Source organism: Desulfosediminicola flagellatus (genome assembly GCF_005116655.2).
Lineage (GTDB): Bacteria > Desulfobacterota > Desulfobulbia > Desulfobulbales > Desulfocapsaceae > Desulfopila > Desulfopila flagellata.
The window spans coordinates 1,642,501-1,666,958 of sequence record NZ_CP050698.1 but is presented as its reverse complement, the minus strand read 5'-3'; the positions used below and the strand labels follow the sequence as shown (position 1 = coordinate 1,666,958).

Genomic DNA, 24,458 nt, shown 5'->3' with positions numbered 1-24,458 from the left:
ATCACTGCTATCTATTCATGACCAGCACCTTGGCACCGGTACTCTTGGTATATTTTAAGTCTGATAAAGCTGAATTGGCACTGGTAAACGAATATTCTGTAACCGTAGGCCGTATTTTCAGCTTATCTGCCAGAAGAAGAAATTCACTCACATCATCCCTGGTAATATTTGCAACACTCTTGACCTCTTTCTCTAACCACAGATGACGTGTATAATCAAGCTTCTGCAACATGAACAGGTCTCGATCCTCTTTTCTGATGGCATTTATGACCAGACGTCCACCCGGGGCCAGTATTTTCAAGCTCTCCAGGATAGGAGACCATGCTGGTGTGGTATCGATGATAGATTGGGGCACAAGGGGTGGTAATTCCCCTATATTTCCGGCCCAATATGCACCAATATTCTTGGCAAATGATCGCTGTGCTTCACTTCGCGCAAACACAAGCACACGACTTTTCGGGTATAAAGCGACTGCCAACTGTAACACGATGTGAGCAGAGGCCCCGAAACCAGTCAGCGCAAGCGTATCACCATCGATCATATTACACAACTTCAGCGACCGATAGCCGATTGCTCCCCCGCAAAGTAGAGGTGCCGCTTCACTGTCAGTAAAACTTTCGGGTATCCTGTAAGCAAAATCCTGCGGCACTACCATATATTCAGCATAGCCGCCATTTTCATCACGCCCGGTGGCCCTGAATTTTTTACAGAGGTTTTCAAGCCCTCGTAAACAACAATCACAAACACCGCAAGAAGAATATATCCAGGCAACTCCTACGCGTTCTCCATTATTAAAACGATCTGCATTGTCACCAGAGCGACAAACAACGCCAACTACCTGATGACCGGGAATTATTGGATACGTTGGTGGCGCTGTTCTCCCTTCTATTTCATCCAATTCAGTATGACATACACCACACGCCAATACCCGGAGAAGGATTTCTCCTGCCCCGGGTATTGGTTTATGCACTTTCGAAAATATCAGTGGAGTCCCGTTTTCAGGGATCGGTCCGGATGCGTTAAGCAGATATGCCTGCATCATTTCAGTCATTATCCGTCAACACTGATCGGACGAATGATATTTAGCATGGAGCAAAACCGGGCGTTCTCGGAAAAGGAATTACCTCCCGGATATTTGCCATACCGGTAACAAACAGTACAAGCCTCTCAAAACCAAGACCATATCCTGAATGCGGAACTGAACCGTATCTGCGCAGATCGAGATACCACGAATATTCTTCCGTCTCAATACCTGCTTCTATCATCCGTTTTTCAAGTACTTCGAGTCGTTCTTCGCGCTGGCTTCCGCCTACTATTTCACCAATTCCAGGAACTAATATGTCCATTGCTGCAACCGTTTTCCCATCGTCATTCACCCGCATATAAAAAGGCTTTATAGTTGCAGGATAGTCAGTAACGATCAGAGGACACTTAAATACCTCCTCGGTAAGATAACGTTCATGCTCTGACTGAAGATCAATTCCCCACTTAACCGGGAATTCAAATTTCTTATCAGACGCGAGCAGTTTCTCTACGGCATCAGAGTATGTAATGTGGGCAAATTCTTTTTCGACAACATTTTTGAGTTTTGCAATGAGTCCTTTTTCGATAAATTTATCAAAAAGTTCCATATCTTCAGGGCAATTCTCTAAGGCATCATTAAGAACATATTTGAGCATTTCAGTTGCCAGTTGCATATTGCATTGCAGATCGCAGAATGCCATCTCCGGTTCAATCATCCAGAATTCTGAAAGATGACGACTGGTATGGGAATTCTCGGCCCTGAAAGTCGGACCAAAGGTATAGACATTTCCAAGTGCCAGTGCGTATACCTCAGCCTGCAGCTGACCACTTACAGTAAGCCCGGCTTTTTTACCGAAAAATTCTTCTTTGTCGGCTTTACCTGAGATTTCAGAGCTGGTATTAACCTGGAACATTTCACCGGCACCTTCGCAGTCACTGGTGGTGATAATAGGCGTATGAACCTGCAGAAAGCCTCGCTCCTGAAAGAACTGATTAATAGCCCATGAAAGGCGCGAACGCACACGAGCCACAGCACCAAGCGCATTGGTACGTGGACGCAAATGACTCATTTCACGCAGAAACTCAAAAGAATGTCGTTTCTTCTGCAATGGGTATGTCTCTGGTTCAGCCCATCCGACAACGACCACACTCTCTGCATGCAATTCCACACTCTGGCCTTTAGCCGGCGATTCCTTTACAATCCCTTCAACTGTAACACTGCACCCTGTACTGATGCGTGATATATCTTCTTCGTAATTGGATAGACTTTTATCAGCAATGACCTGCAGATTTGCAAGACATGATCCATCATTTACCTCAAGAAACGAGAACCCGCCTGTGTCTCTTTTGGTTCGTATCCAGCCATTTATTACTATTTTCTGCCCTACAGGCTGCTCACCCAACACTGCGCTGATCCGTTGTTTCATATCTGTCACCATTTCTACGTGTTTTTCTGTCTTGAATGATAAACGACCATTTCTCCATTGCCGGATAACGAGCATTCATTATCCGACATTTTTGTCAAATGGTTACCTACCACTTTACATTTCACTGTCAAGAGAAAGAATACTTCACGATCAACTTCAGAAAGTGTCTCAAAATTGCCCTGCCCTTTTGAAATCACCAGGTCTGACTCGTTAAAAAGTGTTTGCAATTCATCAGTACACTCACTCACAGGCGTCCCGGGACACGCGATTCCGTTAGAAATAATACGTGCATACTTGTCAAGTCCAGCATCTATTGCATCTTCAATAAGCGCATCATTTATGATAGGCAGACCTCTTACAGCCACGGTCACTTTACACCCGGTTTTAGCAAGAATTTCAACGACAAGAGAATCATAAACTATCTCTCCACAATTATCAGCCAGATACAAAATAGATGCTCCTGGCTTAAGCGCAGTTATTGCAGAGAGGAGCTGTTCTCTGTGATCGATAGCAAAAGCAATATCTCGGCTTTTTTCAAAAGTTGCCTCTATATCAAACCGATCAGCTGCACCATAATCAATAATATTACCAGCTATGGCAAATCCAATAGCCGACAACAGCGGAGATGCAGAATGTTCAAGTTCGGATTTCAGTGCTGAAAGATGAGCTAGGGCTTTTGTATTTTCAATTCGTTTTATTTCTTTATATGGATCTGCACATCCGGTAATTTCAGAGATCTTTGCATAAATAGGGATCGCATTTTCAGGAGGGGTCTGTTTGAGATTCAAGGCAGGAAGCAATTCAGCAACAGCGAGCACAACCTCGCGCTGCTGAGATTCGCTACAGTTCTGTAATCTGGTAACACGTAACGACTGGTTCAGAAAACATGCCATACATTCTAAAGATGTTTTCATAGCATATATCCTTCACGAACGTTTGCAAGGGCTGCAAAGACAGAGCGCTTAGCTTCCGGAACCCGTGAATAAATGTCAGTGAGTATTGTGCGGACCTCTTCGCGTCGAGTGTCATCAGCCAACGGGCATAGATTCTCTACCGGATTCAGCCCGTGTTTTTCAGCTATCTGTATAACTTCATGTTTTTCGATATAGGCCATTGGGCGTATTATCGAGAGGTTGCCCTCAAAAAGCTCCTGCTTGGGCAACATGGTTGAGATATTGCCACTATAGAGCACGTTAAGGAAAAATGTCTCCACCAGATCATCTTTGTGGTGCCCAAGTGCTACTTTCGTATAGCCGCGTTGTCTGGCAATATCAAATAGCTGGCTACGACGATTTCTTGCGCATTGATAACATGTCCGATCTTCTTCGCTGATGTCCCAGGCCCGCTCAATCACATATTCCATTCCAAGACGCTCTATCTGTGTGCCAATACTCTTCATGGGCTCTACCGCACCTTCATGCTGACGCCAGAATTCATGATCAACAGTGATTGCGTGAAGCGAGTAATTTATTGGAGCTTTGGCCTGCCAGAATTTCAATATCCATGCAAGCGCCAGACTGTCAACCCCACCGGATATGGCAAGTAATACCCTATCGCCTTCCTCCAACATGCTATAATCATGCATTGCCTGCCCAATCCGTTTATTCACCGATCCGGGAAGGACTTGATCTGCCTTTTTTACCACGACGTATGATCCCATAATAAAACGCCCGCCAGACTGCCGTTTTGGCACGTCTGCGGGCGTGAATTTACATTATAAAACAATTATCTTAGTGAATTTCTGGATGAAGGCAGCTCATTGCCTACAAGTAAGGACAGTCTGCCAGTCGTTCTTTTATACCCTGGGAGAGTAGCTCTTCTACAGTAATCCATTTAAAACCACGTTGCTGAGCTTTACCAAATGACAGAATGTTACTGAGGAGTGATTCCTGAGTCTCATTAAAATCAGCTGCCCAAATAACATTTTTAGATTTCGCGTCATACAATCTCATATCAAATGAGGTTGATGCAGGCGCATCCACAGCATATGCTCCACCATCACGCTGGATGTAATTATGTATAGTCATAACCATTACCGTATCGCACTGCAACCCATCACCAACTGCGCTTATACTCGATGAAAGACCGGACACCGTATCTCTATCGAGAGCATTAAGATCTGAAGCTTGAACTATTCGTACTTTTGCGTTTCCGGAAAGTTCCTGCGCCAAAATCAAATCAGCCTGCATAGCACCGTTACGCAGCATTTCGGCCTGAGAAGCAGCATTCACTTTACCTTTATCATCAGCTACAGTCCTTACAGGAATAACTGCTATACATGCAACGGATTGAACGACAGCGCGTTGTCCTGTCGATGCTGTCTCACTCACACCTGAACATGAAGATAAAACCAGAGCAAAACAGCAAATTATGAGCATGGTCAATGATGTTTTCACGTAATCCCCTCTGAAGTTATACCTCTTAATTGGATAATCACACATCACACGACTTTTTTTACTACCGGGTAACTCTGTATACGTTACAGACAACCTTTACTGGACATTACACGGCCACTGGCAAGCGGCTCTGTTGCTTCATTCATTGCCCGGCCTAGAGCCTTAAACACAGCTTCTATTATATGGTGACTATTTTCACCATGCAACAGGTCTACATGTAATGTTACACCTGCATGCTGACAAAATGCACGGGCAAATTCTTTTGCCAGACAGGTATCGAAAGTCCCAAGTTTTTGATCAACTACAGGCGCTTCATAATGAAGATAGGGTCTATTAGACACATCGACCACGACCCGAACCAATGTTTCATCCATCGGAAGGTAACAACTGCCATAGCGTTTTATACCAGCTTTATTCCCAAGTGCAGTTGCAAAAGCCTGCCCGAGACATATACCTATATCTTCAACCGTATGATGATCATCAACCTCGGTATCACCATCAGCATCCAGCTTCACATCAAAAAAGCCATGTACCGAGAAAAGAGTGAGCATATGATCAAGAAACGGAACACCGGAATCGATATGATTTTCACCTGTTCCGTCTAATATGAGGTCGAGCTTTATGTCAGTTTCAGCGGTTTTTCGTGCAATTGTTGCACGCCTTTCCGTTTTCATCTCTTCAGTCATTAGATGCTTCACTCCACAATTTATATCTGGATCAATTATGTACCGGGAATCAAAATAAGCACAAGATATTCATGCTCTATTCAACAGAGAAGCTCAATATCATACTCCATTCGTGAAAAAGCATCTCTATTTTTCGTGACAGATTGATTCAAAAAAAATATAATCAAATTTCAAACGTAAATGAATTTTTTATTGACACACGCACACCGACTTTGTATAAATGCCGCTGTTTTGACATTACTTAACAGCACGAGCGGGAATAACTCAGTGGTAGAGTGCAACCTTGCCAAGGTTGACGTCGCGAGTTCGAATCTCGTTTCCCGCTCCACTACGACTATAAAAGGTTCGGCGCTGCTGAACCTTTTTTTATTAAATGACAGCCATTTTGAGGGACACAATGAAAACCTATCTTGCTCCAGTCAACGAGATCGATAGAAAGTGGTACGTTGTCGACGCAGAGAACAAGGTACTGGGACGTCTGGCTACCGAAATTGCTTCCCGCCTTCGCGGAAAGCATAAGCCGGCTTTCTCACCGTTCATGGACAATGGTGATTTCATCATTGTAACCAACGCTGACAAAATCCAACTTACCGGAAAAAAATGGGACGACAAGAAATACTATCGTCACACCGGATATATTGGTGGAATCAAAGAAGCCAGCGCGAAAGAACTTCTCGCAAAACACCCTACTGACCTTGTTATGAAAGCAGTAAAGGGCATGTTACCGAAAAACAAACTCGGCCGCGCACAGCTCAAAAAACTTAAAATTTATGCTAGTGCTGAACATCCACATGCGGCACAGATGCCAGAAGTTTTAGATATTTAATCCTGGAGAGAATAAACCATGGCTCAAGATCGATTTTACGCCACCGGCAAGAGAAAAAATGCTATTGCACGTGTATGGCTTACACCTGGTACCGGCAAGGTAATCGTAAACAAGCTGGATGCTGATGCATATTTCGGCAACACATTCAAGACTCAGAAGATTGAAAAACCTTTCAAAATCACTGAGACCACTGAGCAGTATGATGTAATGGCCACCCTTGCGGGTGGTGGCAAATCCGCACAAGTTGATGCCCTGTCCCATGGTATTTCCAGAGCACTTCTTGAGATTAGCCCAGAGAACCGTATACCACTCAAAAGATCCGGTCTTCTTACCCGTGACCCACGTGTCAAAGAGCGTAAGAAATACGGACAGAAAGGCGCCCGCGCCAAGTTCCAGTTCTCCAAGCGTTAATATCCGTACTATTCAACTCAGTGCGTTCTGCTCCAGGGAGATGACGTCACCGGGTTGTTATTACAATGGTATCGCTTCATACAAGGGAATAACAGCATCGCTGTTATTCCCTTGTTTCGTTTAAACTTTCTCGGATATTGCATCAACCTATAAAATCACAGCCATTTTCAATGCAATTGCAGCTGGAGGCATAAAAATGATCAGGGTCGCTATAATTGGAGCATCTGGATACACAGGTGCCGAACTCACAAGAATACTCTGCAACCACCCGCATGTTGAATTAACCGTAGCCACTTCACGGCAGTATGCAGGCAAAAAACTTGCTGAAGTATTTCCGCACCTGCGCAGCAAAACTGAACTCGTTTGCGAAAACCTCTCAGTCGAAAAGATAGCAGATCGTGCTGATATAATATTCACAGCCGTGCCGCATAAGACTGCAATGGATATTGTACCTCAATTGCTGAATGCAGGCAAAAAAGTCATTGACCTGTCTGCAGATTATCGTCTCCGTGACGTCTCCACGTATGAAGAATGGTATCAACCACACTCTTCTCCCGATTATCTTAAAGAAGCTGTTTACGGTCTGCCTGAGCTCTATCGCGATAAGATTTCACATGCTCGCCTTATTGCCAACCCCGGATGCTATCCAACCTCGATTATCCTGGCCCTGACACCTCTTCTTAAAGCAAACGCCGTGGACAAGCACTCCATTATTGCTGACTCAAAGTCAGGAACATCAGGCGCAGGACGTGCTGCTGCAGTTGGAACATTATTTTGTGAAGTAGCTGATGGTTTCAAGCCATACAAAGTTGGCGGAACCCATCGTCACACCCCTGAGATTGAGCAGGAACTCAGCGTTGCTGCCGGAGAAGAATTGAAAGTTGTATTCACCCCGCATCTCTTGCCAATCTCCAGAGGCATAATGAGTACCGTATACGCCAACCTGCAACCCGGCTGGTCTATCGAAAAGATAGAAGAACTCTACGCTGAAGCGTACTCAAATGAATATTTTGTAAGAGTGCTTCCCATCGGAACTACGCCAGCGACTCAGCATGTCCGCGGCTCAAATTTTTGCGATATTGGTTTTGCCATAGATACGCGAACCAATCGTGTGATCGTTATGTCAACCATTGATAATGTTGTTAAGGGTGCCGCTGGTCAGGCTGTACAAAACCTCAATCTACTTTGTGGCTTTACTGAAATTAGCGGCCTTGAGGGTGCACCTTTCTTTCCATAATTATTCTTATTATTGGTAACACAATGACGGTTCAGCGCAATATCCGGCTGCTTATCGCCTTCGACGGTACAGAATTTAACGGCTGGCAACGCCAGAAGCATGACGTAACAATTCAGGGCGAAATAGAGAAAAGCATTACCCGAATGACAAACAGCGATACAACGCTGCACGGCGCAGGAAGGACTGATGCAGGAGTTCATGCAGAGGGAATGGTTGCACATTTTGCAACATCTTCAAACATCTCCTGCACTGCATTCCAAAAGGGGCTTAACTCAATGCTCCCATATGCCATTCGTATCCTTGAAGCAGATGAAGTTCCGGAAGATTTTCATTCTAGATTTTCTGCCAGAGGCAAGCACTACGAGTACACGTTCTTTACCGGTGAAATCATGCCACCTACCAGGCGCCTGTACGCCTTGCATGCACCCTATAATCTCGATTTTGAGAGAATAGAACAGTGCCTTAAAGCACTTATCGGCACACACGACTTTTCTTCTTTTGAAAATGCAGGTTCACGAGACAAGAATTTCCCTTCCAGAAAAGGTGCTGTTCGAACCTTAATGAAAGCAGAGTTACAACAAACCGACCAGGACACCTACACCTTTACATTTATAGGTGAAGGTTTTTTACGCCATATGGTACGAAATATTGTCGGTACTCTTCTTGAGGTTGGAAAACATCATAGAACAGTTGATGAATTTACATTTGCTCTCGCTGCAAAAGACCGATCTACAGGAGGGGCAACTGCACAAGCACATGGCCTGAAACTAATAAAGGTCTTGTATTAACAAGACCTTTAAATATAAAAATAGCCCACAGCATCCACCCAGGAAGCGTGTGCGCATTGTGCATGTTAGCGTTTTTTCTGTGCAGAATGCCTTGCCAGAAGAGATTGGAGTTTCCACGGTGAAGAGAGACAAACCCTATTTTCATTGCACATGGTCATAACATCACAAAAACTTAAAAATTCAGCAAGCTCGTCTGATATTTCAAGGTTTTTACGTTGAATAACATTGAGTTGTCGCTTCATATCCAACCCTTTTATAGGGAGACTCTTAATCCAGCCATGCTCGGTTTCTCGACAGACACTCAAGCTTGAAAGGCATGCAATACCGGCACCGGATTCAACAGCACGTTTTATTGCTTCAGGATGTCCCATCTCCATCACGACGTTTATTTCATCAAGGTAATCCCGCATTTTTTCCCTGAAAGTTGCGTCGGTACCGGAGCCCTTCTCACGCATGATCCACTTTTTATCTTTGAAATCTTTATCTATGTCGAAGTAGTCATTGTGTGCAAGAGGGTCTGTTGGACCACAAAGGATCACTAATTCATCCTGAAACCATGGTCTCACTTTTATGTCAGTATTCTTCCTGAGGATTCCCTCGACATAGCCGACATCGCTCAACCCTTCAGCGACGCTATCTTCAGCCTGCCGTGTATTATACACAAGAAGGTTGACATGCACTTTTGGGTGAACTCGCTTAAACGCACCAATCAAATATGGCATTATGTAATTGCCAAGAGTGGTACTCGCAACGATATCAATATGCCCTTCAAGCGTATCATTACGCTCGGACATAATCGATTCAATATTTGAGACCTGGCAAGTAATATCTTTTGCCAGTGGCAGCAGGTATCTCCCCCTGGCATTCAGCAGTAAACTGCGACCATGCCGGTCAAAGAGTGACCCACCAAGCTGATTTTCCAACTCAGCCAGAGCCATGCTCACTGCAGACTGGGTTACAAATAGCTTTTTACTGGCTTTCGTAACCTGTGCTGTCTCTGCTACCGCTATAAATATTTCTAATTGACGTAATGTTATAGACATCTTTCCTGCCGTATTCAGTTACACTGATGACACGTATCATTTTTAGTTTATCTGCCAAACCTCATCATAGCATGAATTTGTATATTCTCAAGTTTTTTCAAAAAGTAAGGCGATGAAAAAAGTCGTGCGTCAGGACCCACCATGTGGTATCTGAATCGCAAGATAAATAGTTGTTGACATTGTGTTTTCAATTTTCTATACATTTAACCGTTCAGTTTGATTGAGCATAAGTTTACGTGCTTTTTTTACAGGACCCCACCTGTTTAGTTCTCTTCAAACACAAAAGGATTGCGCTATGGAACCCCAGTTCACAGATTTCCTCTATCGTGACAACGTTCTTTGGGTCACCGCTTTTACTCTTGGCGGTTTAGCATTTGCCCTAGGACCCATAGCAATCGTCTACCTGTTAATGCCCCTTAAAACCCGCCAAATATTAAACAAGGCAGAGCAGTATATCGAGTGCGGTATGGATCCGATTGGAGATAGCTGGATTCGTTATGGAATCGTCTTTTATCTTTATGCACTCATATTTCTCGCCTTTGATGTCGATGTGCTTTTTCTCTTCCCGGTAGCAGTTGCCTACGACGGACCGTTGTTTGCATCTTCCATTCGGGATTTTGTCGAAATTATACTATTTGTCGGAATCTTAACACTTGCGATTGTTTACGCATGGATAAAGGGAGTATTTAAGTGGGAGCGGAGAACATACCTACGATAAGTGAACCAGTACCCTCATCAATAGTTCAGTTTGCAGTTGCTGACAAACTGATAAATGTCTGCCGGGCCAACTCATTATGGCCTCTTACATTCGGTATTGCCTGTTGTGCCATTGAAATGATGGCCACCGGTTGTGCCCGCTTTGATATGTCCCGTTTTGGCGCGGAAGTTTTTCGGCCGTCACCAAGGCAAAGCGATGTAATGATTGTTGCAGGCACTATCACTAAAAAAATGATGCCTGGTATCAAGACACTATACGACCAGATGCCCGAACCTAAATGGGTAATGGCTCTGGGAAATTGTGCGATATCCGGGGGCCCATTTGCATTTGATGGTCAATACAGCATTGTACTCGGAGCAGATGAGTTTCTGCCGGTAGACATCTATATACCTGGCTGTCCGCCACGACCAGAGGCCCTTCTGCAGGGAATTATTGAATTAGAACACAAGCTATCTGGCTGGGAACGCTGGGAAGATCCTGAGACATCCATCAAAGCCTAGTTCATTTTTACATATAGCAGTCACATTTTTATCAGCCCCTTCGGAGCAAATCGGACATGATTGCAGAAACAACGAAAAAGGCACTTCAGGCTCTATTCCCTGAGCCAGAGGTAGTTGACGAACCGCTCGCCGAAGTTTCGGAAGAAACTGAAGAGTCAGCCGAAGAGCAGAAAAAGGAAGAAGGCCCACGTCAGAATGGTGTAGTTGAACGTGATTATAAAGTTCACGGTTATCACATCGATGCACAGGTTGACCCAGCCCAGCTTCTTGACGCTGTAAAGATCCTGGATGATTCTGAATTTTTCATTGAAACTATTACAGGTGTCGACTGGATCAAGGAAGGCCAGCTTGAAGTCATATATGACTTCAGCAGGTATGATTTTGAGGTTTGCAGGGTAGTTATAAGAACACGGGTAGCCCGTGATAATCCTGTTGTACCTACAATCACCTCTATTTATGCCGGTGCTAACTGGCATGAACGCGAGACTCACGATTTCTTTGGAATCAAATTCGAGGGACATCCGCATCTCGTCCCCCTTCTTCTTCCTGAAGATGCAGATTTCCATCCACTTCTAAAGGACTTCAAGGCATGAGTAAACCTATTCAACTCAGGCCGGACGAAACATTCGTACTTAACGTCGGGCCGCAACATCCTGCAACCCATGGTGTTCTCAGAGTTAAAATGCGTATGGACGGCGAGTATATCGTCGATTCCGAGACAGTAATCGGCTACATCCATCGCATGCATGAGAAAATGGGCGAACTCAAAACCTATCCCCAGTTTCTAATGAATCTCAGCCGCATGGATTACCTCGGTGCAGTCGGGTATTCCCACGGCCATGTTCTCTGCGTGGAAAAAGCAGCTGGCATTGAAGTCCCTGAAAGAGCTGAATATATCCGTGTCATTATGGTTGAACTCAACCGGATTGCTTCACATCTTTTTTGGTTCGGCGCCTTCGTAATGGATCTTGGTGGATTCAGTCCTCTTATGTATGCACTCCAGGATCGTGAACACATTCTCGATATGATGGAATCGGTTACCGGCTCCCGCCTAACCTATTGCTACTTCCGATTTGGCGGACTATACAACGACGTTGACGACGAATTTCTAGATTCTGCCCGTCGATTTATCCCACGAATGCGTAAATCTCTCGACAAATACGACAAACTCGTAACCGGCAATATTATCTTCCGCAAACGACTGGAAGGCAATGCCTTCCTCTCCAAGGAAACCTGTCGAAAATATGGAGCATCAAGTGCAGTAGCCAGAGGATCAGGTATCAATTTTGATGTCAGGAAAAACGAACCATATTCTGTTTATCCTGAATTTGATTTTGAAGTACCTGTATTTCACGAGTGTGATTCGATGGCACGATATATGGTAAGGATGCGTGAGATAGAGCAATCTCTCAGGATTATTGAACAAGCTCTTGATAAACTTCCTGACGGACCAATCATGCCTAAGAAGGCACCAAAACTTATTAAGCCGCCTGCAGGTGACTATTATCAGGCGGTCGAAACTGCACGTGGCAGCTTTGGCGTAAGACTTGTCAGCGATGGAACCAAAACTCCATATCGTCTGAAACTCCGATCACCTACGTATTCTAATATGCATCTTTTTGATGAATCGTGTAGAGGCATGATGATAATGGATGCTCTCGCATTCATGGGAAGTCTAGACCTCGTCATACCCGAGATAGACAGGTAAGGAAGGAAATATGAGCACAACACTTCTCAACATTATCTTCGCTGTAGTGGTTGCAATAGCGTTTGCCGCGCTCAACGCAGCCTATCTGGTCTGGGCTGAACGTCGAGGCGCTGCCCGCATCCAACGTCGCCCGGGCCCGAATATCAATGGCCCGTTTGGTTTATTTCAGCCACCTCTAGATGGCGTGAAACTCATGGCGAAACAGCTCATGATACCGGGCGGTGCTGACAAGGTGCTGTTTGTCGCAGCCCCTGTGCTGGCAATGTTCCCAGCAATCATGAGTTTTGTTACCATCCCATTTAGTCAATCTATAGTAGCCCGTAACATGGATGTGGGCTTGCTAATGATATTTGCTTTTGCATCAAGCGGCTCTATGGCTTTGCTATTTGCTGGATGGAGTTCACGTAACAAATATGCAATGATGTCAGCAGTTCGCTCGGTATCACAAGCGGTTGCCTATGAAATCCCGATGCTTATCACTGCAATTACCATTGTACTTATGACCGGTACAATGAACCTTATGGAAATAGTAAATCAACAGGGTCCTTCGATTCTTCACTGGAATATTTTTCCGGTTTTCGGAAGCTCACATAACCTGTTAATGCCTTTTTCTTTTTTAATATTTTTCACATGTACCCTCGCAGAGACCAACAGAGCACCATTTGATCTTGGTGAAGCAGAGAGTGAACTCGTTGCAGGTTTTCACATTGAATATGGCAGTATGGGATTCGGCCTCTTCTTCATGGCTGAATATGCTAACATTGTCATAGGTTCCTGCCTTACTACTATACTCTTTCTCGGTGGATGGCATCCTCCACTTCCGTTCCTTGGATTCATTCCAGGTGTAGTCTGGTTTCTTTTAAAGATCTATATACTTATAGCGACCTTTATTTGGATTAGATGGACATTCCCGAGAACCACAATCTACGGCCTGCTTAATTTATCATGGAAGATCCTTATTCCATTATCTCTTTTCAACCTGTTGTTTACTGCAGGATTACTGAAGGTGTTTTAAGATGGGTGCCTATTTCAGTGACATATTCAAAGGGCTCTACAGCCTTTTTATCGGCATGGGGATCACGTTTCGGGAGTTTTTCAAACCTCCTGTCACTGTAGCTTATCCCTATGAAACGCTCAAAATGCCTGACAGGTATCGTGGGCATGTCGAACTTATCGAAAACGAAGAAGGTAAGCCGAACTGCATAGTCTGCATGGCATGTGCTCGAGCCTGCCCTTCCGATTGCATTTCGCTTAACGGAGAAAAACCAGAAGGTTCAAAAAAGAAAGTACTGACAAGCTATGTCTTGGATTTTACACGGTGCTCTCTTTGCGGTTCATGTGTAGAATCGTGTAACTTCAACGCCCTGGAATTTTCAAAGGAATACAATCTGGCGAGCACCAGAAAAGAAGATTTTATTTTTAATCTTCTGCAACGACTGGAGGACAGAAACAAATGAATCCATCTCTTTTCAGTGCGGATGGCCTTGTTGGGCTCATATTCCTTCTAACCATTGGCATAACAATAGCTGGCGGGCTCATCGCCTGTAACGCCACTCGCCTTGTCAGGGCTGTGGCCGGTTTAATGATCTGCTTTATCGGTGTAGGTGCGTTGTATTACTTCCTCAATTCTCCTTTTGTAGCCATGATGCAAGTACTCATCTATATAGGAGCAGTCGCAGTTACAATTTCCTTTGCCATCATGCTTGCTGCGCCTGAGGATGCCAAAGACCATGGTCCAATAGGTGCGCTATCAGGACCTCTCGGCTTTATGACCGGCTTACTGCTTGCCGTTGGCCTTACAATGATAGCTTTCAAAACTGCCTGGACATCTGCTGCAAAAATCAATAATGGCTCGGTTGAGATTATAGGTATTCAGTTACTCACTGAATATTCAATGGTATTTGAGTTAATTTCGATAGTTCTGCTTATAGCAATTATCGGTGCACTGGTAATTGCTCGTGAAGGGAGGAAAAGCTGATGTCTGCGTTAACGCTACATAACAGTCTTAATTCATATCTTCTTGTCGGAGCGCTTCTTTTCGGCATGGGTGTGTACGGCCTGCTTACCCGAAGGACATTGATCGGAATGCTTATCGCCGCAGAAATGATTTTGGTTGGAGCATCCCTCAATTTTATGGCCTTCAACAGATTCAGCGCGCCAGATCCTGCCACTGGACAGATTTTTGCACTGTTCATTATGGCTATTGCAGCTGCTGAAGCCGCCATTGGTCTCAGTATTGTTATCGCGATCTACCGGCACTACAGGTCTATTGATGCCCAGGATGTCGTCAACCTCAAAGGCTAAGAAAGGAACCATCTGGCATGGATATTAATACTGTTAATTCACCATTACTGCTTGTAGCCTTGCTCATTCCTCTTTTCGGAACTCTCGGGGTAATGTTTAGAGGTAAAGAAGAAAACTTCAGGGAAACTATCTCCTGTGTTTCTTCAATTGCACTGTTTATTACAGTCTGTTTTATGATAAAGCCTGTGCTAAACGGTAAAATTCTTCTCTTCAACATGTTTGACATACTGCCAGGGGTTTCAATAACCCTTCGCGCAGATGCAATGTCAATGATCTTCGCACTTGTAGCCTCTTCACTCTGGACGATAGCTGTCTTTTATTCCATGGGGTACATGAGAGGCTTGAAAGAGCATGCCCAGACACGATTTAATGCATGTTTTGCTCTCGCTATCTTCGGTGCAATCGGTGTTGCTTTCTCGGACAACCTTTTCACTCTCTATCTATTTTATGAGATCGTTTCCGTTTGTACCTATCCACTCGTAGCACATCACCAGGATGCAGAAGGCTACGACGGTGCAAGAAAATACATAGTCTACCTGACAACAACAGCGAAAGCCTTTCTGCTTCCGGCCATGATCCTTATCTATGTTCTTACCGGAACACTGGATTTTGCAACGAATATATCTACAGGTATCTTCCCAGATGACGTCAATCGCTGGGTGGTTACAATGTTGTATGTCTTCTGCCTGTTTGGATTCGCCAAAAACGGCATTATGCCTTTTCACCATTGGCTTCCTGGTGCGATGGTCGCTCCAACCCCAGTATCCGCTCTCCTGCATGCGGTAGCGGTTGTTAAAGTCGGTGTATTCTGTACCACCAGGGTAATGCTCTATGTCTTTGGTGTTGAGTCAATGGATGCATTTAATCTTGGAATTCCCACGGCGTACTTTGTAGGCTTTACGATAATCACGGCCTCGATTATTGCACTTTCAAAGGATAATCTCAAATCCCGATTAGCCTACTCCACAGTCAGCCAGCTTTCCTATATAATACTGGGTGTTGCACTCCTTACGCCGCACGCTATTGAAGGTGGTCTTATTCACATCGTCAACCATGCGTTCTCTAAGATCACCCTTTTCTTCTGTGCTGGCGCAATTTATGTAGTCACACACAAGAAATACATTTCTGAGATGGAAGGTCTTGGCAAAACCATGCCATTTACTTTTGGTGCATTTGCGATCGCATCACTTTCCATGATAGGTGCTCCTCCGGTTGCAGGCTTTATCACTAAATGGAACCTGTTGGTCGGATCAGTTGAAGCGCATCAGCTTGGCATTCTTTTCATACTACTTGCCAGTACCATTCTAAATGCAGCATATTTCGCCCCGGTCACCTATAGAGCCTTCTTTGGCAAACGACCTGAGGGTGAACAATATACAGGAATTAAGGAAGCACCCCTATCCATGCTAATCCCAATTCTGATAGCGGCTTCGATATCAGTTATTATTGGCATATTCCCCAACATTATGTTGCAATTTGTAAAGGCGGTGACAGGATGATAGTTAACCTCATCGAATACCTGAAAGAGCGACCGCAGGCAGTCAAACAGACCTGCTATGGTGGTATCGCGCTGATCATGCTCTGGAGCGTTATTGCCGTGGATACACACCACGCACATACCTGGCTGGAAAAAATTCCATTTTTCTGGTCACTCTTTGGCCTGATATCCTGCGTGGTACTAATCTTTGTAGCCACCTGGTTCGGGAAGAGTGGCATCCAGACCCGGGAGAATTACTATGACAACTAGTTTCATTCATCCTGCGCTGATACTGATTTTCGGATCAGTACTGCTCCCATTCATTAAGGACCCATTTAGAAAGCCGTATCTCTTTCTAGTCCCGTTACTGACATTTATTGATGTTCTATATCTTAGTCAGTACCCGGGAACGTATGGTGTTATACCTTTTATGGGAGACTGGACACTCACCTTTGGTCGTGTTGACAGTTTATCTTTGGTTTTTGCTTTCATTATGTCACTGATGGCCATCATCGGAACAATTTACGGTCTCCATGTTGAAGATCCATGGCATCACATTGCCGCCTGGTTTTATGTAGCTGGTTCACTTGGTGTCATCTTATGTGGTGACTATCTTGTACTTTTCCTCTTCTGGGAAATGATGGCGTTCGCATCGACCTTCCTTGTCTGGTTTAATAAAGAAGAAGGTGCACTTGCTGCAGGTTATAGATATCTCCTTGTACATACGTTTGGTGGACTGATTCTGCTTTTAGGTTTTGTCCTCCGATATCAAGCTACTGGTGACCTTTCATTCGTTCAGATGGATGAAGCCAATGTAGAGCTTTACACCTGGCTGATAATGATCGGCCTCATGTTGAATGCTGCAGTGCCGCCACTGCATTCATGGCTTCCTGACGCGTATAGCAAGGCTACAGTTGCAGGCGCGGTATTCATGTGTGCTTTCACAACAAAAACTGCAATTTACACCCTGGCCAGAGCATATGCAGGTTTCGACATCCTGATTGTACTTGGTGTTATAATGGCCATTATTGGCATTATTTACGCAATTATTGAAAACGATATTAGAAGACTGCTCGGTTGGGAGATCGTCAGTCAGGTAGGTTATATGGTTGCCGGAGTGGGTATCGGTACAGCATTAGCAATAAATGGTACCGCTGCTCATGCATTTGCCCACATCCTCTATAAAGGATTGCTATTTATGGCAGCGGGCTCAATCATCTACTCGACCGGAAAATCCAAATTCACTGAACTTGGTAACCTGTACAAAAAAATGCCTCTTACACTGATGTTTATGGTGATAGGCGGTATGTCAGTTTCAGCATTTCCTTTTCTATCTGGATTTGTATCGAAATCGATGATTATCTCTGCAGGATTCGAGGAACATCATTACGTAGGAGCATTTCTTCTAACTATGGTTTCTGCTGGTACATTTCTTGTTGCTGGCCTTAGATTGCCATATCTTATTTTCTTCGGCGAGAGCCGATGCTCTGAAGAGACACTGGAAAAAGCCGTTGATCCACCATGGAATATGACCATGGCAATGGGAATTGCATCATTCTTTTGTATTCTTGTTGGTTGTTACCTACCGTTTCTATACGATATGCTACCTAACCAGGAGGCCACATATCACCCTTATACAAGTTATCACATGGGTGAAACACTCCAAATCCTTGCTCTTACTGCCCTTGGATTCTTTTACTTCAAGGACAGGATTGGTGCGAAAGCAACAATTAGTTTTGACCTTGACTGGTTTTACCGTAAGGGTGGGAAAATATTCTTGTGGCTCGCTCAGAAACCTATACAAGGTTTTGATAATATCTGGGGTGAGATATACAAGGTCGTTGGCTTGAATTCGCTTATGACAACAGCCAAATTCTGGGGCTGGTTTGACTGGCATGGAATTGATGGTGTTGTCGATGGCACCGCCCGTCTAGTTAGAAATTTTGGTGGACGTGTAAGCAAAACGTTACAGAGAGGTCAAATTCAGCATACTCTCTATTTTACGATATCGTTTGCAGCTATCTTACTGTTTGCCTTCGCTTGGCTATAATTCAACCTATTTCAAGGATCACTGGTAATGGATCAGCTACTGACAAATCAGGGACCGCCTCTGCTCAGCATATTAATTTTTCTTCCGCTTGCTGGCGCCCTCCTCGTATTACTGGTTAACAACGAAAATTTCGCACGATACTGGACTCTTGCAGTTACCGGCATTGCAGCCCTGCTTTCCATGCCTATTCTGATAGGTTTTGATCGAGCTGCAACGGGATTTCAATTTGTTGAAAAGCATAGTTGGATTGAATCTCTCAATATCAATTATGTGATAGGAGTAGATGGTATTTCTGTCCTTCTTCTTCTCATGACAACATTTATCATGCCGTTTTGTGTTTTAGCATCGTGGAACTACATTAAAACACGGGTACAATCTTTTATGATCTGCCTGCTGATCATGGAATCAGCAATGATCGGCGTATTTGTGGCACTTGACTTTGTACTGTTCTACATCTTGTGGGAAGCAATGCTCATTCCGATGTATCTCCTTATCGGAATCTGGGGCGGGCCACGTAAGATATATGCTTCAATCAAATTCTTCCTCTATACATTAGCTGGTTCAGTAATGTTACTGGTCGGCATAATCTGGCTGTATATCACAAATGATTACAGTTTTTTTATACCAGACATGATGTGGCAGAATTATGATGTCACAGCACAAATTTATCTATTCCTGGCATTCTTTCTCGCATTTGCAATTAAAGTTCCAATGTTTCCATTCCATACGTGGCTTCCAGCTGCGCATGTTGAAGCACCAACAGCAGGTTCTGTGATTCTGGCCTCAATCCTGCTGAAAATGGGTACCTATGGATTCCTGAGATTCGCTCTCCCTATAACCCCGGATGCGACACTAATACTCATGCCTTTCGTACTCTGGTTATCCATCGCCGGCATCATCTACGGCGGATTTACAGCTCTGGCACAAAGTGATATGAAAAAACTCATTGCTTACTCATCAGTAGGCCATATGGGTTTTGTTACACTGGGTATTTTTGTGTTGAACCGGCAGGGAATTGAAGGCGCTATTTTACAGATGATTAATCATGGTATTACTACCGGCGCACTTTTCCTCTGTGTCGGAATGATTTATGAGCGAACACATAGCCGTGAGCTACGTTCAGCAACTGGTGTAGGACAATATATGCCGGTATTTGTTACGTTCCTCGGTTTTTTCGCACTTTCATCCTTTGGTTTTCCTGGAACAAACAGTTTTGTTGGCGAGTTCTTGATCCTAGCGGGAACATTTGAATACAATATCCCACTTGCTCTCGCTGCCATTCCTGGCGCTGTGTTAGCTGCAGCATATATGTTAAGAATGCTACAAAAGGTTATTTGGGGTGGAACCGACAACCCTGATCAATCCTGGCTTACCGATCTGAATGTTCGTGAAATAGTAACACTTGCACCTTTCCTTTTCTTTGTATTCTGGATCGGTCTGAGTCCACAGCCATTTATTGATTTAATGCATACCAGCGTTGTTGACCTTCTCAATAACTTTGAGATGCACAAAAGTCAGGCAGTAGCTGCTGCAGAAATGATAGTACGCTAAGGAATTAACCATAAACGACCCTCAAAGGTACACCGATGCTATTTCTACCTGAATTAACATTACTGGGAACTGGTCTTATATTCTTTGTCCTAAGTCTCGGTGCCCACTCCAGCGACACGATCAGGAATGTGGCAATAACCCTCTGTGCTGTTACACTGGCTGCTACTCTTGCCACCTATAATGCCACGGGAGAATTGTTTTACGGGGCCTTCAAGGTCGACATGTTCTCGCAGGTTTTTAAAATACTCATAGCCTTTGCCACCCTCATCGTTGTCATTTTTTCAGACAAGTTACCGGGGATTAAATCAAAGTTCCTATCAGAGTATTATATATTCCTGTCAATGTCGGTACTTGGGCTTATGATGCTCGTATCGAGCGTAGAGCTTCTTGGAATTTTCGTCGCATTAGAGCTTTCCTCATTTGCTGTATACATCATGGTACCGATGCGAGACGAGATTCATGGCTCTAAAGGCCAGATGGAAGCCGCAATCAAATACCTTCTGTATGGTGTTGCTGCTACCGGATTTATGCTCTTTGGAATGAGTTATCTCTTTGGCCTTACGGGCTCCACCCGTTTAGATGTAATTGTCACACAGCTATCAACTATGTACACACAACCGGCTGCGATTATTGCTATTGCTCTGGTACTTTCTGGATTTTTCTATAAACTTGCACTGTTCCCATTCCACTTCTGGGTACCGGATGTCTACGAAGGTGCATCTAACGAGACAACTGCTTTTATTGCCGCAGTACCAAAAATTGCTGCTGTTGCCCTTTTAGTAAGATTTGTATCCCTTGTAAGTAATGATGGTAAAGAGATTGTAAATTTGCTTATGGTTTGCGCAGTTCTTTCGATGTTCTACGGAAATCTATCGGCACTTGTACAAAAAGATTTCAAACGCATGCTCGGCTTTTCCGGTATTGCTCATGGGGGATTTGTTCTTTTAGGTCTTATCACATTCCATGTTACAGGTTTTGCAACCTCTCTCTATTACATTGCAGGTTACGTACTCATGAACCTCGCCTGCTTCCTTGTAATTTGTTCCGTTTCCAAGGATGGTAATAATCTTGCGATAGAAGACTTAAGTGGCCTCCACAAGCGAGCGCCTTTACTTGCTCTGACACTTACTGTTGGACTCTTTTCACTCGCAGGTATACCGCCATTTGTAGGTTTTACAGGCAAGTTTATGTTACTGGTAGGAGCACTGAAAGAAGATTATCTGCTTTTGGTAATTCTTGCAGCGATAAACACTGCAATAGCAATATTTTACTATCTATCAGTTGTACGTCTTACATTCTGCAGTGATAGTGAAGATAGAGGTAAGGTAGAAACAGGATTACTTACAAATGTAACCTCTGTATTTCTCATGTTGGCAATCATCATTATGGGAGTTATCCCATCGAAGTTTATTGACGTTGCAACAGCCACCATTCAATCGATAATGTAACAACAACATTCTTTATTAATTCGAAAGGACCTCTTGACTTAATGTCATCAGGTCCTTTTTTTATTTCTCATCCATATCGGATTCTGTTAAAGTTCGTTGGCATAAAATTTAACATCCAATAACTACTCAATCTCCTTATCATCATGAACAGCTGGCTAATATTCATACTACTTATAATTATTATTGGGCTTCTCCTTGAATGCACAGTATCTCTACTGAATTTAAAAGCACTCAAGCCTGAATTGCCTGATGAGTTTGCAGATGTTTATGATTCAGCAGAATACTCAAAATCACAAAATTACACAAAAGCGACTACCCGTTTATCGATAGTTAGTTCATTATTCAGCACAACACTCACGCTTATTTTTTTGCTTCTAGGCGGTTTTAATTTTATTGATATCTTCGCCAGAAGTTTCGGCTATGGTTCGATTCTGACAGGTATCATTTTTTCAGGTATTCTCATAATTCTCAGCTACTTAGTTGGACTACCGTTTTCCGTCTATTCAACATTTGTCATTGAAGAACGTTTCGGATTTAACAAAACTACGCCGCTTATTTTTATTCAGGATACACTTAAAGCTCTCTTACTCGTCGTTATTCTCGGTGGCCCGCTTCTGTCTGTTATCCTGTTCTTTTTTGAAATTGCAGGAACATTTGCATGGATTTACTGCTGGGTAGCTGTAATTTGTTTTTCTACTTTTGTTCAATTTATAGCTCCAGTTGTTATTCTTCCACTTTTTAATACTTTCACTCCTCTTGAAGAAGGTGAGTTAAAAGAACAGATCACGGAATATGCTCATCAGGAAAATTTTCAAATTAAGGGAATTTTCACAATGGACGGTTCTAAACGTTCTACGAAACTCAATGCTTTCTTCACAGGATTTGGCAGATTCAGAAAAATTGTCTTTTACGATACACTGGTAGAAAAACTTAGTTCAAGTGAAATTATTGCTGTACTGGCTCATGAGATGGGGCATTTTAAATTAAAACATATTATTAAGATGCTGGTTGTATCGACCCTGCAGACGGGTCTAATGTTCTTTCTATTGTCTCTCACTATCAACAATGAAGGGCTGTTTGAAGCCTTCAAAATGGACAGTTTGTCTATATATGCCAGTCTGATATTTTTCAGTTTCATCTTTTCACCTGTCAACCTGTTGGTGTCCGTGATTTTTAATTTTATTTCGCGAAAACACGAATATCAGGCCGATTCGTATGCACGAGTAACAACAGGGGATAGTTCGAACCTGATAAGTGGACTCAAAAAGCTTAGCCAAGCAAATCTTTCCAACCTTACTCCACATCCTTTTGCTGTTTTTATGGAGTACTCTCACCCACCGGTGATTGAACGGATAAAGGCGTTACAGGCAAGCAATGAGTCTAACTGAGTTTATCGCTTAGATATTCGACTTGACATGAAACTGATTTCACTGTTGACTGTAGTGAAATATTCTTGATCATCCAGTCCTCTTGACAATAATTTTTGTAAATAAAGTGTTCACTTAATTGGTATGTAGTTATAACCCTTTTTATGTATCCAGAATTTTAGGAGAAAAGACATGAAAAACAATGAGTTTCGCACACCGTTGATTCAATCGGGTGCCTTACTTGTGGCGATTGTATTTATCATATCCCTGATACCTTCAGGTGATGGGATGAGCGTTGGAAGTTTTATTGGTGCCTTCTTAGGCGGCATCTTTAAACTTTTCCTTTTTATTCTTGCTCTTTCGATAGCTGTAGCAATATCCATTGTAGTTCTGATCGGGATATTTCTTGTTGCAGTGGCAATACAATCACCAGAAAAAGCGTCCGCAATCTACGCTGAAACAAAAGTTAGATTTTCAGCATTGCTTCAACAAGCTTTAGGAAATAATTCCATTTGTACCGAGTCTGCCACTACCGGTATCTCTCAGGAGGAATATGACAAAATGAAAGCCGAACTTACTTCACTACAAAATACTAACACCAAATTGCGTAGCGACGTATCTACCTTGAATGACAAAAACAGCCAACTTCAGGATGACCTCCATGGTCTGACTAAAATGGTTGAAGAGTTGAAAGAATCGGAAAAAAAAACTCTTGAGCTCATAGCAAGTCTGTCTGCGAAGGTCAAAGAGGAACCGGATAACCAGCTTAAGGAACAAATTCTTAAGCTCGAAGAGATCAATAAGCAAACAAGCAAGGATATTATTGATCTAGCAAACAGACTTGAATCACTTGAGGAAGCGGCTACAGAACCACCTGCCGAATCGCAAACTGCAGGAATTTTTTCCTACATCACAGCAGAAGACGACCAGGCTGTTTTTATTAACAAAGTTAATGAAGGCGTAAACAAAGAGCTTACATATGCTCAGTTTGATAAATTCCTCACAGAGGAACTTTCAGAAGACTTGGATCAGATTCTTAAAGATCATCCTTCGTTAACTAAAGATTACATTCGAACTATGCGAAAATAAAAATCTTTTGTAATCAGTAAAAAAGGGGCTATCAGATAATTTCTGACAGCCCCTTTTTTATTATGGTAGCCATTTTGATACTAGCCAAAATGAAGATGTACCTATTGAAGGGCTAATTTAACAATCTGTCTGGAACTACAAATCTGAAAAAGGATGTCCTACTATCTCTTTTGATATACTCCCATACTATTTCCGCCTTTTCCCACCTTTCAATACAAAAACTTTATCGTCACTCTTCAAAACACATATCACCATTTTTTCGCATTTTTCTTATATTACTCGTCAAATCATCTCCTCCTATCATAATTTGATAAGACAATTCAGTTGACAGCAAGAGGCTGATCCAGTACTTTGCCGCGTCTTCAAAACAACGGGACACGAACACTCGTCGGCTCAGAGCCACGCAGCT

Annotated in this window: 26 protein-coding genes and 1 tRNA gene; 20 read left to right on the top strand and 7 right to left on the bottom strand. The window is 43.3% G+C overall.

Going from position 1 to position 24,458, the window contains the following annotated elements; translation table 11 throughout:
* Nucleotides 1-7: 7 nt before the first annotated feature.
* The 6 genes from FCL46_RS06970 to hisB form a co-directional block, all read right to left on the bottom strand.
* The gene (locus FCL46_RS06970; protein ID WP_420811268.1) at nucleotides 8-1,042 is read right to left on the bottom strand and encodes a zinc-dependent alcohol dehydrogenase family protein; all 1,035 of its coding nucleotides are present in this window, start codon (nucleotides 1,040-1,042) and stop codon (nucleotides 8-10) included.
* 40 nt (nucleotides 1,043-1,082) lie between these two features.
* A complete protein-coding gene (gene asnS, locus FCL46_RS06965; protein WP_136806911.1) occupies nucleotides 1,083-2,450 on the bottom strand; it encodes an asparagine--tRNA ligase in 1,368 nt (455 codons plus the stop codon).
* Nucleotides 2,451-2,464: 14 nt separating this feature from the next.
* On the bottom strand, nucleotides 2,465-3,364 hold the full coding sequence (locus tag FCL46_RS06960; protein WP_136806910.1) for a damage-control phosphatase ARMT1 family protein: 900 nt from the start codon (nucleotides 3,362-3,364) through the stop codon (nucleotides 2,465-2,467).
* A complete protein-coding gene (gene tilS, locus FCL46_RS06955) occupies nucleotides 3,361-4,110 on the bottom strand; it encodes a tRNA lysidine(34) synthetase TilS (protein ID WP_136806909.1) in 750 nt (249 codons plus the stop codon). Before tilS ends, FCL46_RS06960 begins: the two co-directional genes overlap by 4 nt.
* A 103-nt stretch (nucleotides 4,111-4,213) precedes the next feature.
* Complete coding sequence (locus FCL46_RS06950) at nucleotides 4,214-4,846, bottom strand: hypothetical protein (protein WP_136806908.1); 633 nt, start codon at nucleotides 4,844-4,846, stop codon at nucleotides 4,214-4,216.
* A gap of 83 nt (nucleotides 4,847-4,929) precedes the next feature.
* On the bottom strand, nucleotides 4,930-5,532 hold the full coding sequence (gene hisB, locus FCL46_RS06945) for an imidazoleglycerol-phosphate dehydratase HisB (protein ID WP_136806907.1): 603 nt from the start codon (nucleotides 5,530-5,532) through the stop codon (nucleotides 4,930-4,932).
* A gap of 253 nt (nucleotides 5,533-5,785) precedes the next feature.
* Here hisB and FCL46_RS06940 point away from each other — a divergent pair.
* The 5 genes from FCL46_RS06940 to truA all read left to right on the top strand — a co-directional run bounded on the left by FCL46_RS06940 (nucleotide 5,786) and on the right by truA (nucleotide 8,794).
* Nucleotides 5,786-5,860 (top strand) — tRNA-Gly (locus FCL46_RS06940).
* Nucleotides 5,861-5,929: 69 nt separating this feature from the next.
* The gene (rplM, locus tag FCL46_RS06935) at nucleotides 5,930-6,358 is read left to right on the top strand and encodes a 50S ribosomal protein L13 (protein ID WP_136806906.1); all 429 of its coding nucleotides are present in this window, start codon (nucleotides 5,930-5,932) and stop codon (nucleotides 6,356-6,358) included.
* Between the two features lie 18 nt (nucleotides 6,359-6,376).
* Entirely contained in the window at nucleotides 6,377-6,769 is a 393-nt protein-coding gene (gene rpsI / locus FCL46_RS06930) for a 30S ribosomal protein S9 (protein ID WP_136806905.1), read from the top strand.
* A 196-nt stretch (nucleotides 6,770-6,965) separates the two neighbouring features.
* The gene (gene argC, locus FCL46_RS06925) at nucleotides 6,966-8,006 is read left to right on the top strand and encodes an N-acetyl-gamma-glutamyl-phosphate reductase (protein ID WP_136806904.1); all 1,041 of its coding nucleotides are present in this window, start codon (nucleotides 6,966-6,968) and stop codon (nucleotides 8,004-8,006) included.
* Between the two features lie 23 nt (nucleotides 8,007-8,029).
* Entirely contained in the window at nucleotides 8,030-8,794 is a 765-nt protein-coding gene (truA, locus tag FCL46_RS06920) for a tRNA pseudouridine(38-40) synthase TruA (RefSeq protein WP_136806903.1), read from the top strand.
* A 65-nt stretch (nucleotides 8,795-8,859) separates the two neighbouring features.
* Here the strand turns inward: truA and FCL46_RS06915 are convergent, their stop codons facing one another.
* Nucleotides 8,860-9,837 carry a LysR substrate-binding domain-containing protein gene (locus tag FCL46_RS06915; RefSeq protein ID WP_136806902.1) on the bottom strand — a complete coding sequence of 326 codons (978 nt, stop codon included), beginning with the start codon at nucleotides 9,835-9,837 and terminating at the stop codon, nucleotides 8,860-8,862.
* Nucleotides 9,838-10,132: 295 nt separating this feature from the next.
* Between FCL46_RS06915 and FCL46_RS06910 the strand changes: the two genes are divergently transcribed.
* The 15 genes from FCL46_RS06910 to FCL46_RS06840 all read left to right on the top strand — a co-directional run bounded on the left by FCL46_RS06910 (nucleotide 10,133) and on the right by FCL46_RS06840 (nucleotide 24,049).
* A complete protein-coding gene (locus tag FCL46_RS06910; RefSeq protein WP_136806901.1) occupies nucleotides 10,133-10,555 on the top strand; it encodes an NADH-quinone oxidoreductase subunit A in 423 nt (140 codons plus the stop codon).
* Nucleotides 10,528-11,055 (top strand): NADH-quinone oxidoreductase subunit NuoB, encoded by a 528-nt coding sequence (locus FCL46_RS06905; protein WP_136806900.1) that lies wholly within the window; start codon nucleotides 10,528-10,530, stop codon nucleotides 11,053-11,055. The genes FCL46_RS06910 and FCL46_RS06905 overlap by 28 nt, the downstream gene beginning before the upstream one ends.
* Before the next feature lie 56 nt (nucleotides 11,056-11,111).
* Nucleotides 11,112-11,648, top strand: a complete 537-nt coding sequence (locus FCL46_RS06900) for an NADH-quinone oxidoreductase subunit C (protein ID WP_136806899.1) — start codon at nucleotides 11,112-11,114, stop codon at nucleotides 11,646-11,648.
* A complete protein-coding gene (locus FCL46_RS06895) occupies nucleotides 11,645-12,763 on the top strand; it encodes an NADH-quinone oxidoreductase subunit D (RefSeq protein WP_136806898.1) in 1,119 nt (372 codons plus the stop codon). The genes FCL46_RS06900 and FCL46_RS06895 overlap by 4 nt, the downstream gene beginning before the upstream one ends.
* 10 nt (nucleotides 12,764-12,773) lie before the next feature.
* Nucleotides 12,774-13,778, top strand: a complete 1,005-nt coding sequence (locus tag FCL46_RS06890) for a complex I subunit 1/NuoH family protein (protein ID WP_136806897.1) — start codon at nucleotides 12,774-12,776, stop codon at nucleotides 13,776-13,778.
* Between the two features lies 1 nt (nucleotide 13,779).
* Entirely contained in the window at nucleotides 13,780-14,220 is a 441-nt protein-coding gene (locus FCL46_RS06885; protein WP_136806896.1) for a NuoI/complex I 23 kDa subunit family protein, read from the top strand.
* On the top strand, nucleotides 14,217-14,741 hold the full coding sequence (locus tag FCL46_RS06880; RefSeq protein WP_136806895.1) for an NADH-quinone oxidoreductase subunit J family protein: 525 nt from the start codon (nucleotides 14,217-14,219) through the stop codon (nucleotides 14,739-14,741). The genes FCL46_RS06885 and FCL46_RS06880 overlap by 4 nt, the downstream gene beginning before the upstream one ends.
* Nucleotides 14,741-15,067, top strand: coding sequence for an NADH-quinone oxidoreductase subunit NuoK (nuoK, locus tag FCL46_RS06875; RefSeq protein WP_136806894.1), 327 nt, complete (start codon nucleotides 14,741-14,743; stop codon nucleotides 15,065-15,067). The genes FCL46_RS06880 and nuoK overlap by 1 nt, the downstream gene beginning before the upstream one ends.
* A 17-nt stretch (nucleotides 15,068-15,084) precedes the next feature.
* Entirely contained in the window at nucleotides 15,085-16,566 is a 1,482-nt protein-coding gene (locus FCL46_RS06870) for a monovalent cation/H+ antiporter subunit D family protein (protein WP_136806893.1), read from the top strand.
* Nucleotides 16,563-16,814 (top strand): hypothetical protein, encoded by a 252-nt coding sequence (locus FCL46_RS06865; protein WP_136806892.1) that lies wholly within the window; start codon nucleotides 16,563-16,565, stop codon nucleotides 16,812-16,814. Before FCL46_RS06870 ends, FCL46_RS06865 begins: the two co-directional genes overlap by 4 nt.
* Entirely contained in the window at nucleotides 16,804-18,594 is a 1,791-nt protein-coding gene (locus FCL46_RS06860) for a Na(+)/H(+) antiporter subunit D (protein WP_136806891.1), read from the top strand. Before FCL46_RS06865 ends, FCL46_RS06860 begins: the two co-directional genes overlap by 11 nt.
* A 27-nt stretch (nucleotides 18,595-18,621) precedes the next feature.
* Nucleotides 18,622-20,145 (top strand): NADH-quinone oxidoreductase subunit M, encoded by a 1,524-nt coding sequence (locus FCL46_RS06855; protein ID WP_136806890.1) that lies wholly within the window; start codon nucleotides 18,622-18,624, stop codon nucleotides 20,143-20,145.
* 35 nt (nucleotides 20,146-20,180) lie between these two features.
* Entirely contained in the window at nucleotides 20,181-21,593 is a 1,413-nt protein-coding gene (locus FCL46_RS06850) for an NADH-quinone oxidoreductase subunit N (protein WP_136806889.1), read from the top strand.
* Nucleotides 21,594-21,736: 143 nt separating this feature from the next.
* Nucleotides 21,737-22,981 (top strand): M48 family metallopeptidase, encoded by a 1,245-nt coding sequence (locus FCL46_RS06845; protein WP_136806888.1) that lies wholly within the window; start codon nucleotides 21,737-21,739, stop codon nucleotides 22,979-22,981.
* Between the two features lie 171 nt (nucleotides 22,982-23,152).
* Entirely contained in the window at nucleotides 23,153-24,049 is an 897-nt protein-coding gene (locus tag FCL46_RS06840) for a tropomyosin (RefSeq protein ID WP_136806887.1), read from the top strand.
* The last annotated feature ends 409 nt before the right edge of the window (nucleotides 24,050-24,458 follow it).

Coding starts and splice junctions, on each gene's coding strand:
- FCL46_RS06970 (WP_420811268.1), bottom strand. CDS start 1,042: ATGATGCAGGCATATCTGCTTAACGCATCCGGACCGATCCCTGAAAAC.
- asnS (WP_136806911.1), bottom strand. CDS start 2,450: ATGAAACAACGGATCAGCGCAGTGTTGGGTGAGCAGCCTGTAGGGCAG.
- FCL46_RS06960 (WP_136806910.1), bottom strand. CDS start 3,364: ATGAAAACATCTTTAGAATGTATGGCATGTTTTCTGAACCAGTCGTTA.
- tilS (WP_136806909.1), bottom strand. CDS start 4,110: ATGGGATCATACGTCGTGGTAAAAAAGGCAGATCAAGTCCTTCCCGGA.
- hisB (WP_136806907.1), bottom strand. CDS start 5,532: ATGACTGAAGAGATGAAAACGGAAAGGCGTGCAACAATTGCACGAAAA.
- rplM (WP_136806906.1), top strand. CDS start 5,930: ATGAAAACCTATCTTGCTCCAGTCAACGAGATCGATAGAAAGTGGTAC.
- rpsI (WP_136806905.1), top strand. CDS start 6,377: ATGGCTCAAGATCGATTTTACGCCACCGGCAAGAGAAAAAATGCTATT.
- argC (WP_136806904.1), top strand. CDS start 6,966: ATGATCAGGGTCGCTATAATTGGAGCATCTGGATACACAGGTGCCGAA.
- truA (WP_136806903.1), top strand. CDS start 8,030: ATGACGGTTCAGCGCAATATCCGGCTGCTTATCGCCTTCGACGGTACA.
- FCL46_RS06915 (WP_136806902.1), bottom strand. CDS start 9,837: ATGTCTATAACATTACGTCAATTAGAAATATTTATAGCGGTAGCAGAG.
- FCL46_RS06910 (WP_136806901.1), top strand. CDS start 10,133: ATGGAACCCCAGTTCACAGATTTCCTCTATCGTGACAACGTTCTTTGG.
- FCL46_RS06900 (WP_136806899.1), top strand. CDS start 11,112: ATGATTGCAGAAACAACGAAAAAGGCACTTCAGGCTCTATTCCCTGAG.
- FCL46_RS06895 (WP_136806898.1), top strand. CDS start 11,645: ATGAGTAAACCTATTCAACTCAGGCCGGACGAAACATTCGTACTTAAC.
- FCL46_RS06890 (WP_136806897.1), top strand. CDS start 12,774: ATGAGCACAACACTTCTCAACATTATCTTCGCTGTAGTGGTTGCAATA.
- FCL46_RS06885 (WP_136806896.1), top strand. CDS start 13,780: ATGGGTGCCTATTTCAGTGACATATTCAAAGGGCTCTACAGCCTTTTT.
- FCL46_RS06880 (WP_136806895.1), top strand. CDS start 14,217: ATGAATCCATCTCTTTTCAGTGCGGATGGCCTTGTTGGGCTCATATTC.
- nuoK (WP_136806894.1), top strand. CDS start 14,741: ATGTCTGCGTTAACGCTACATAACAGTCTTAATTCATATCTTCTTGTC.
- FCL46_RS06870 (WP_136806893.1), top strand. CDS start 15,085: ATGGATATTAATACTGTTAATTCACCATTACTGCTTGTAGCCTTGCTC.
- FCL46_RS06865 (WP_136806892.1), top strand. CDS start 16,563: ATGATAGTTAACCTCATCGAATACCTGAAAGAGCGACCGCAGGCAGTC.
- FCL46_RS06860 (WP_136806891.1), top strand. CDS start 16,804: ATGACAACTAGTTTCATTCATCCTGCGCTGATACTGATTTTCGGATCA.
- FCL46_RS06855 (WP_136806890.1), top strand. CDS start 18,622: ATGGATCAGCTACTGACAAATCAGGGACCGCCTCTGCTCAGCATATTA.
- FCL46_RS06850 (WP_136806889.1), top strand. CDS start 20,181: ATGCTATTTCTACCTGAATTAACATTACTGGGAACTGGTCTTATATTC.
- FCL46_RS06845 (WP_136806888.1), top strand. CDS start 21,737: ATGAACAGCTGGCTAATATTCATACTACTTATAATTATTATTGGGCTT.
- FCL46_RS06840 (WP_136806887.1), top strand. CDS start 23,153: ATGAAAAACAATGAGTTTCGCACACCGTTGATTCAATCGGGTGCCTTA.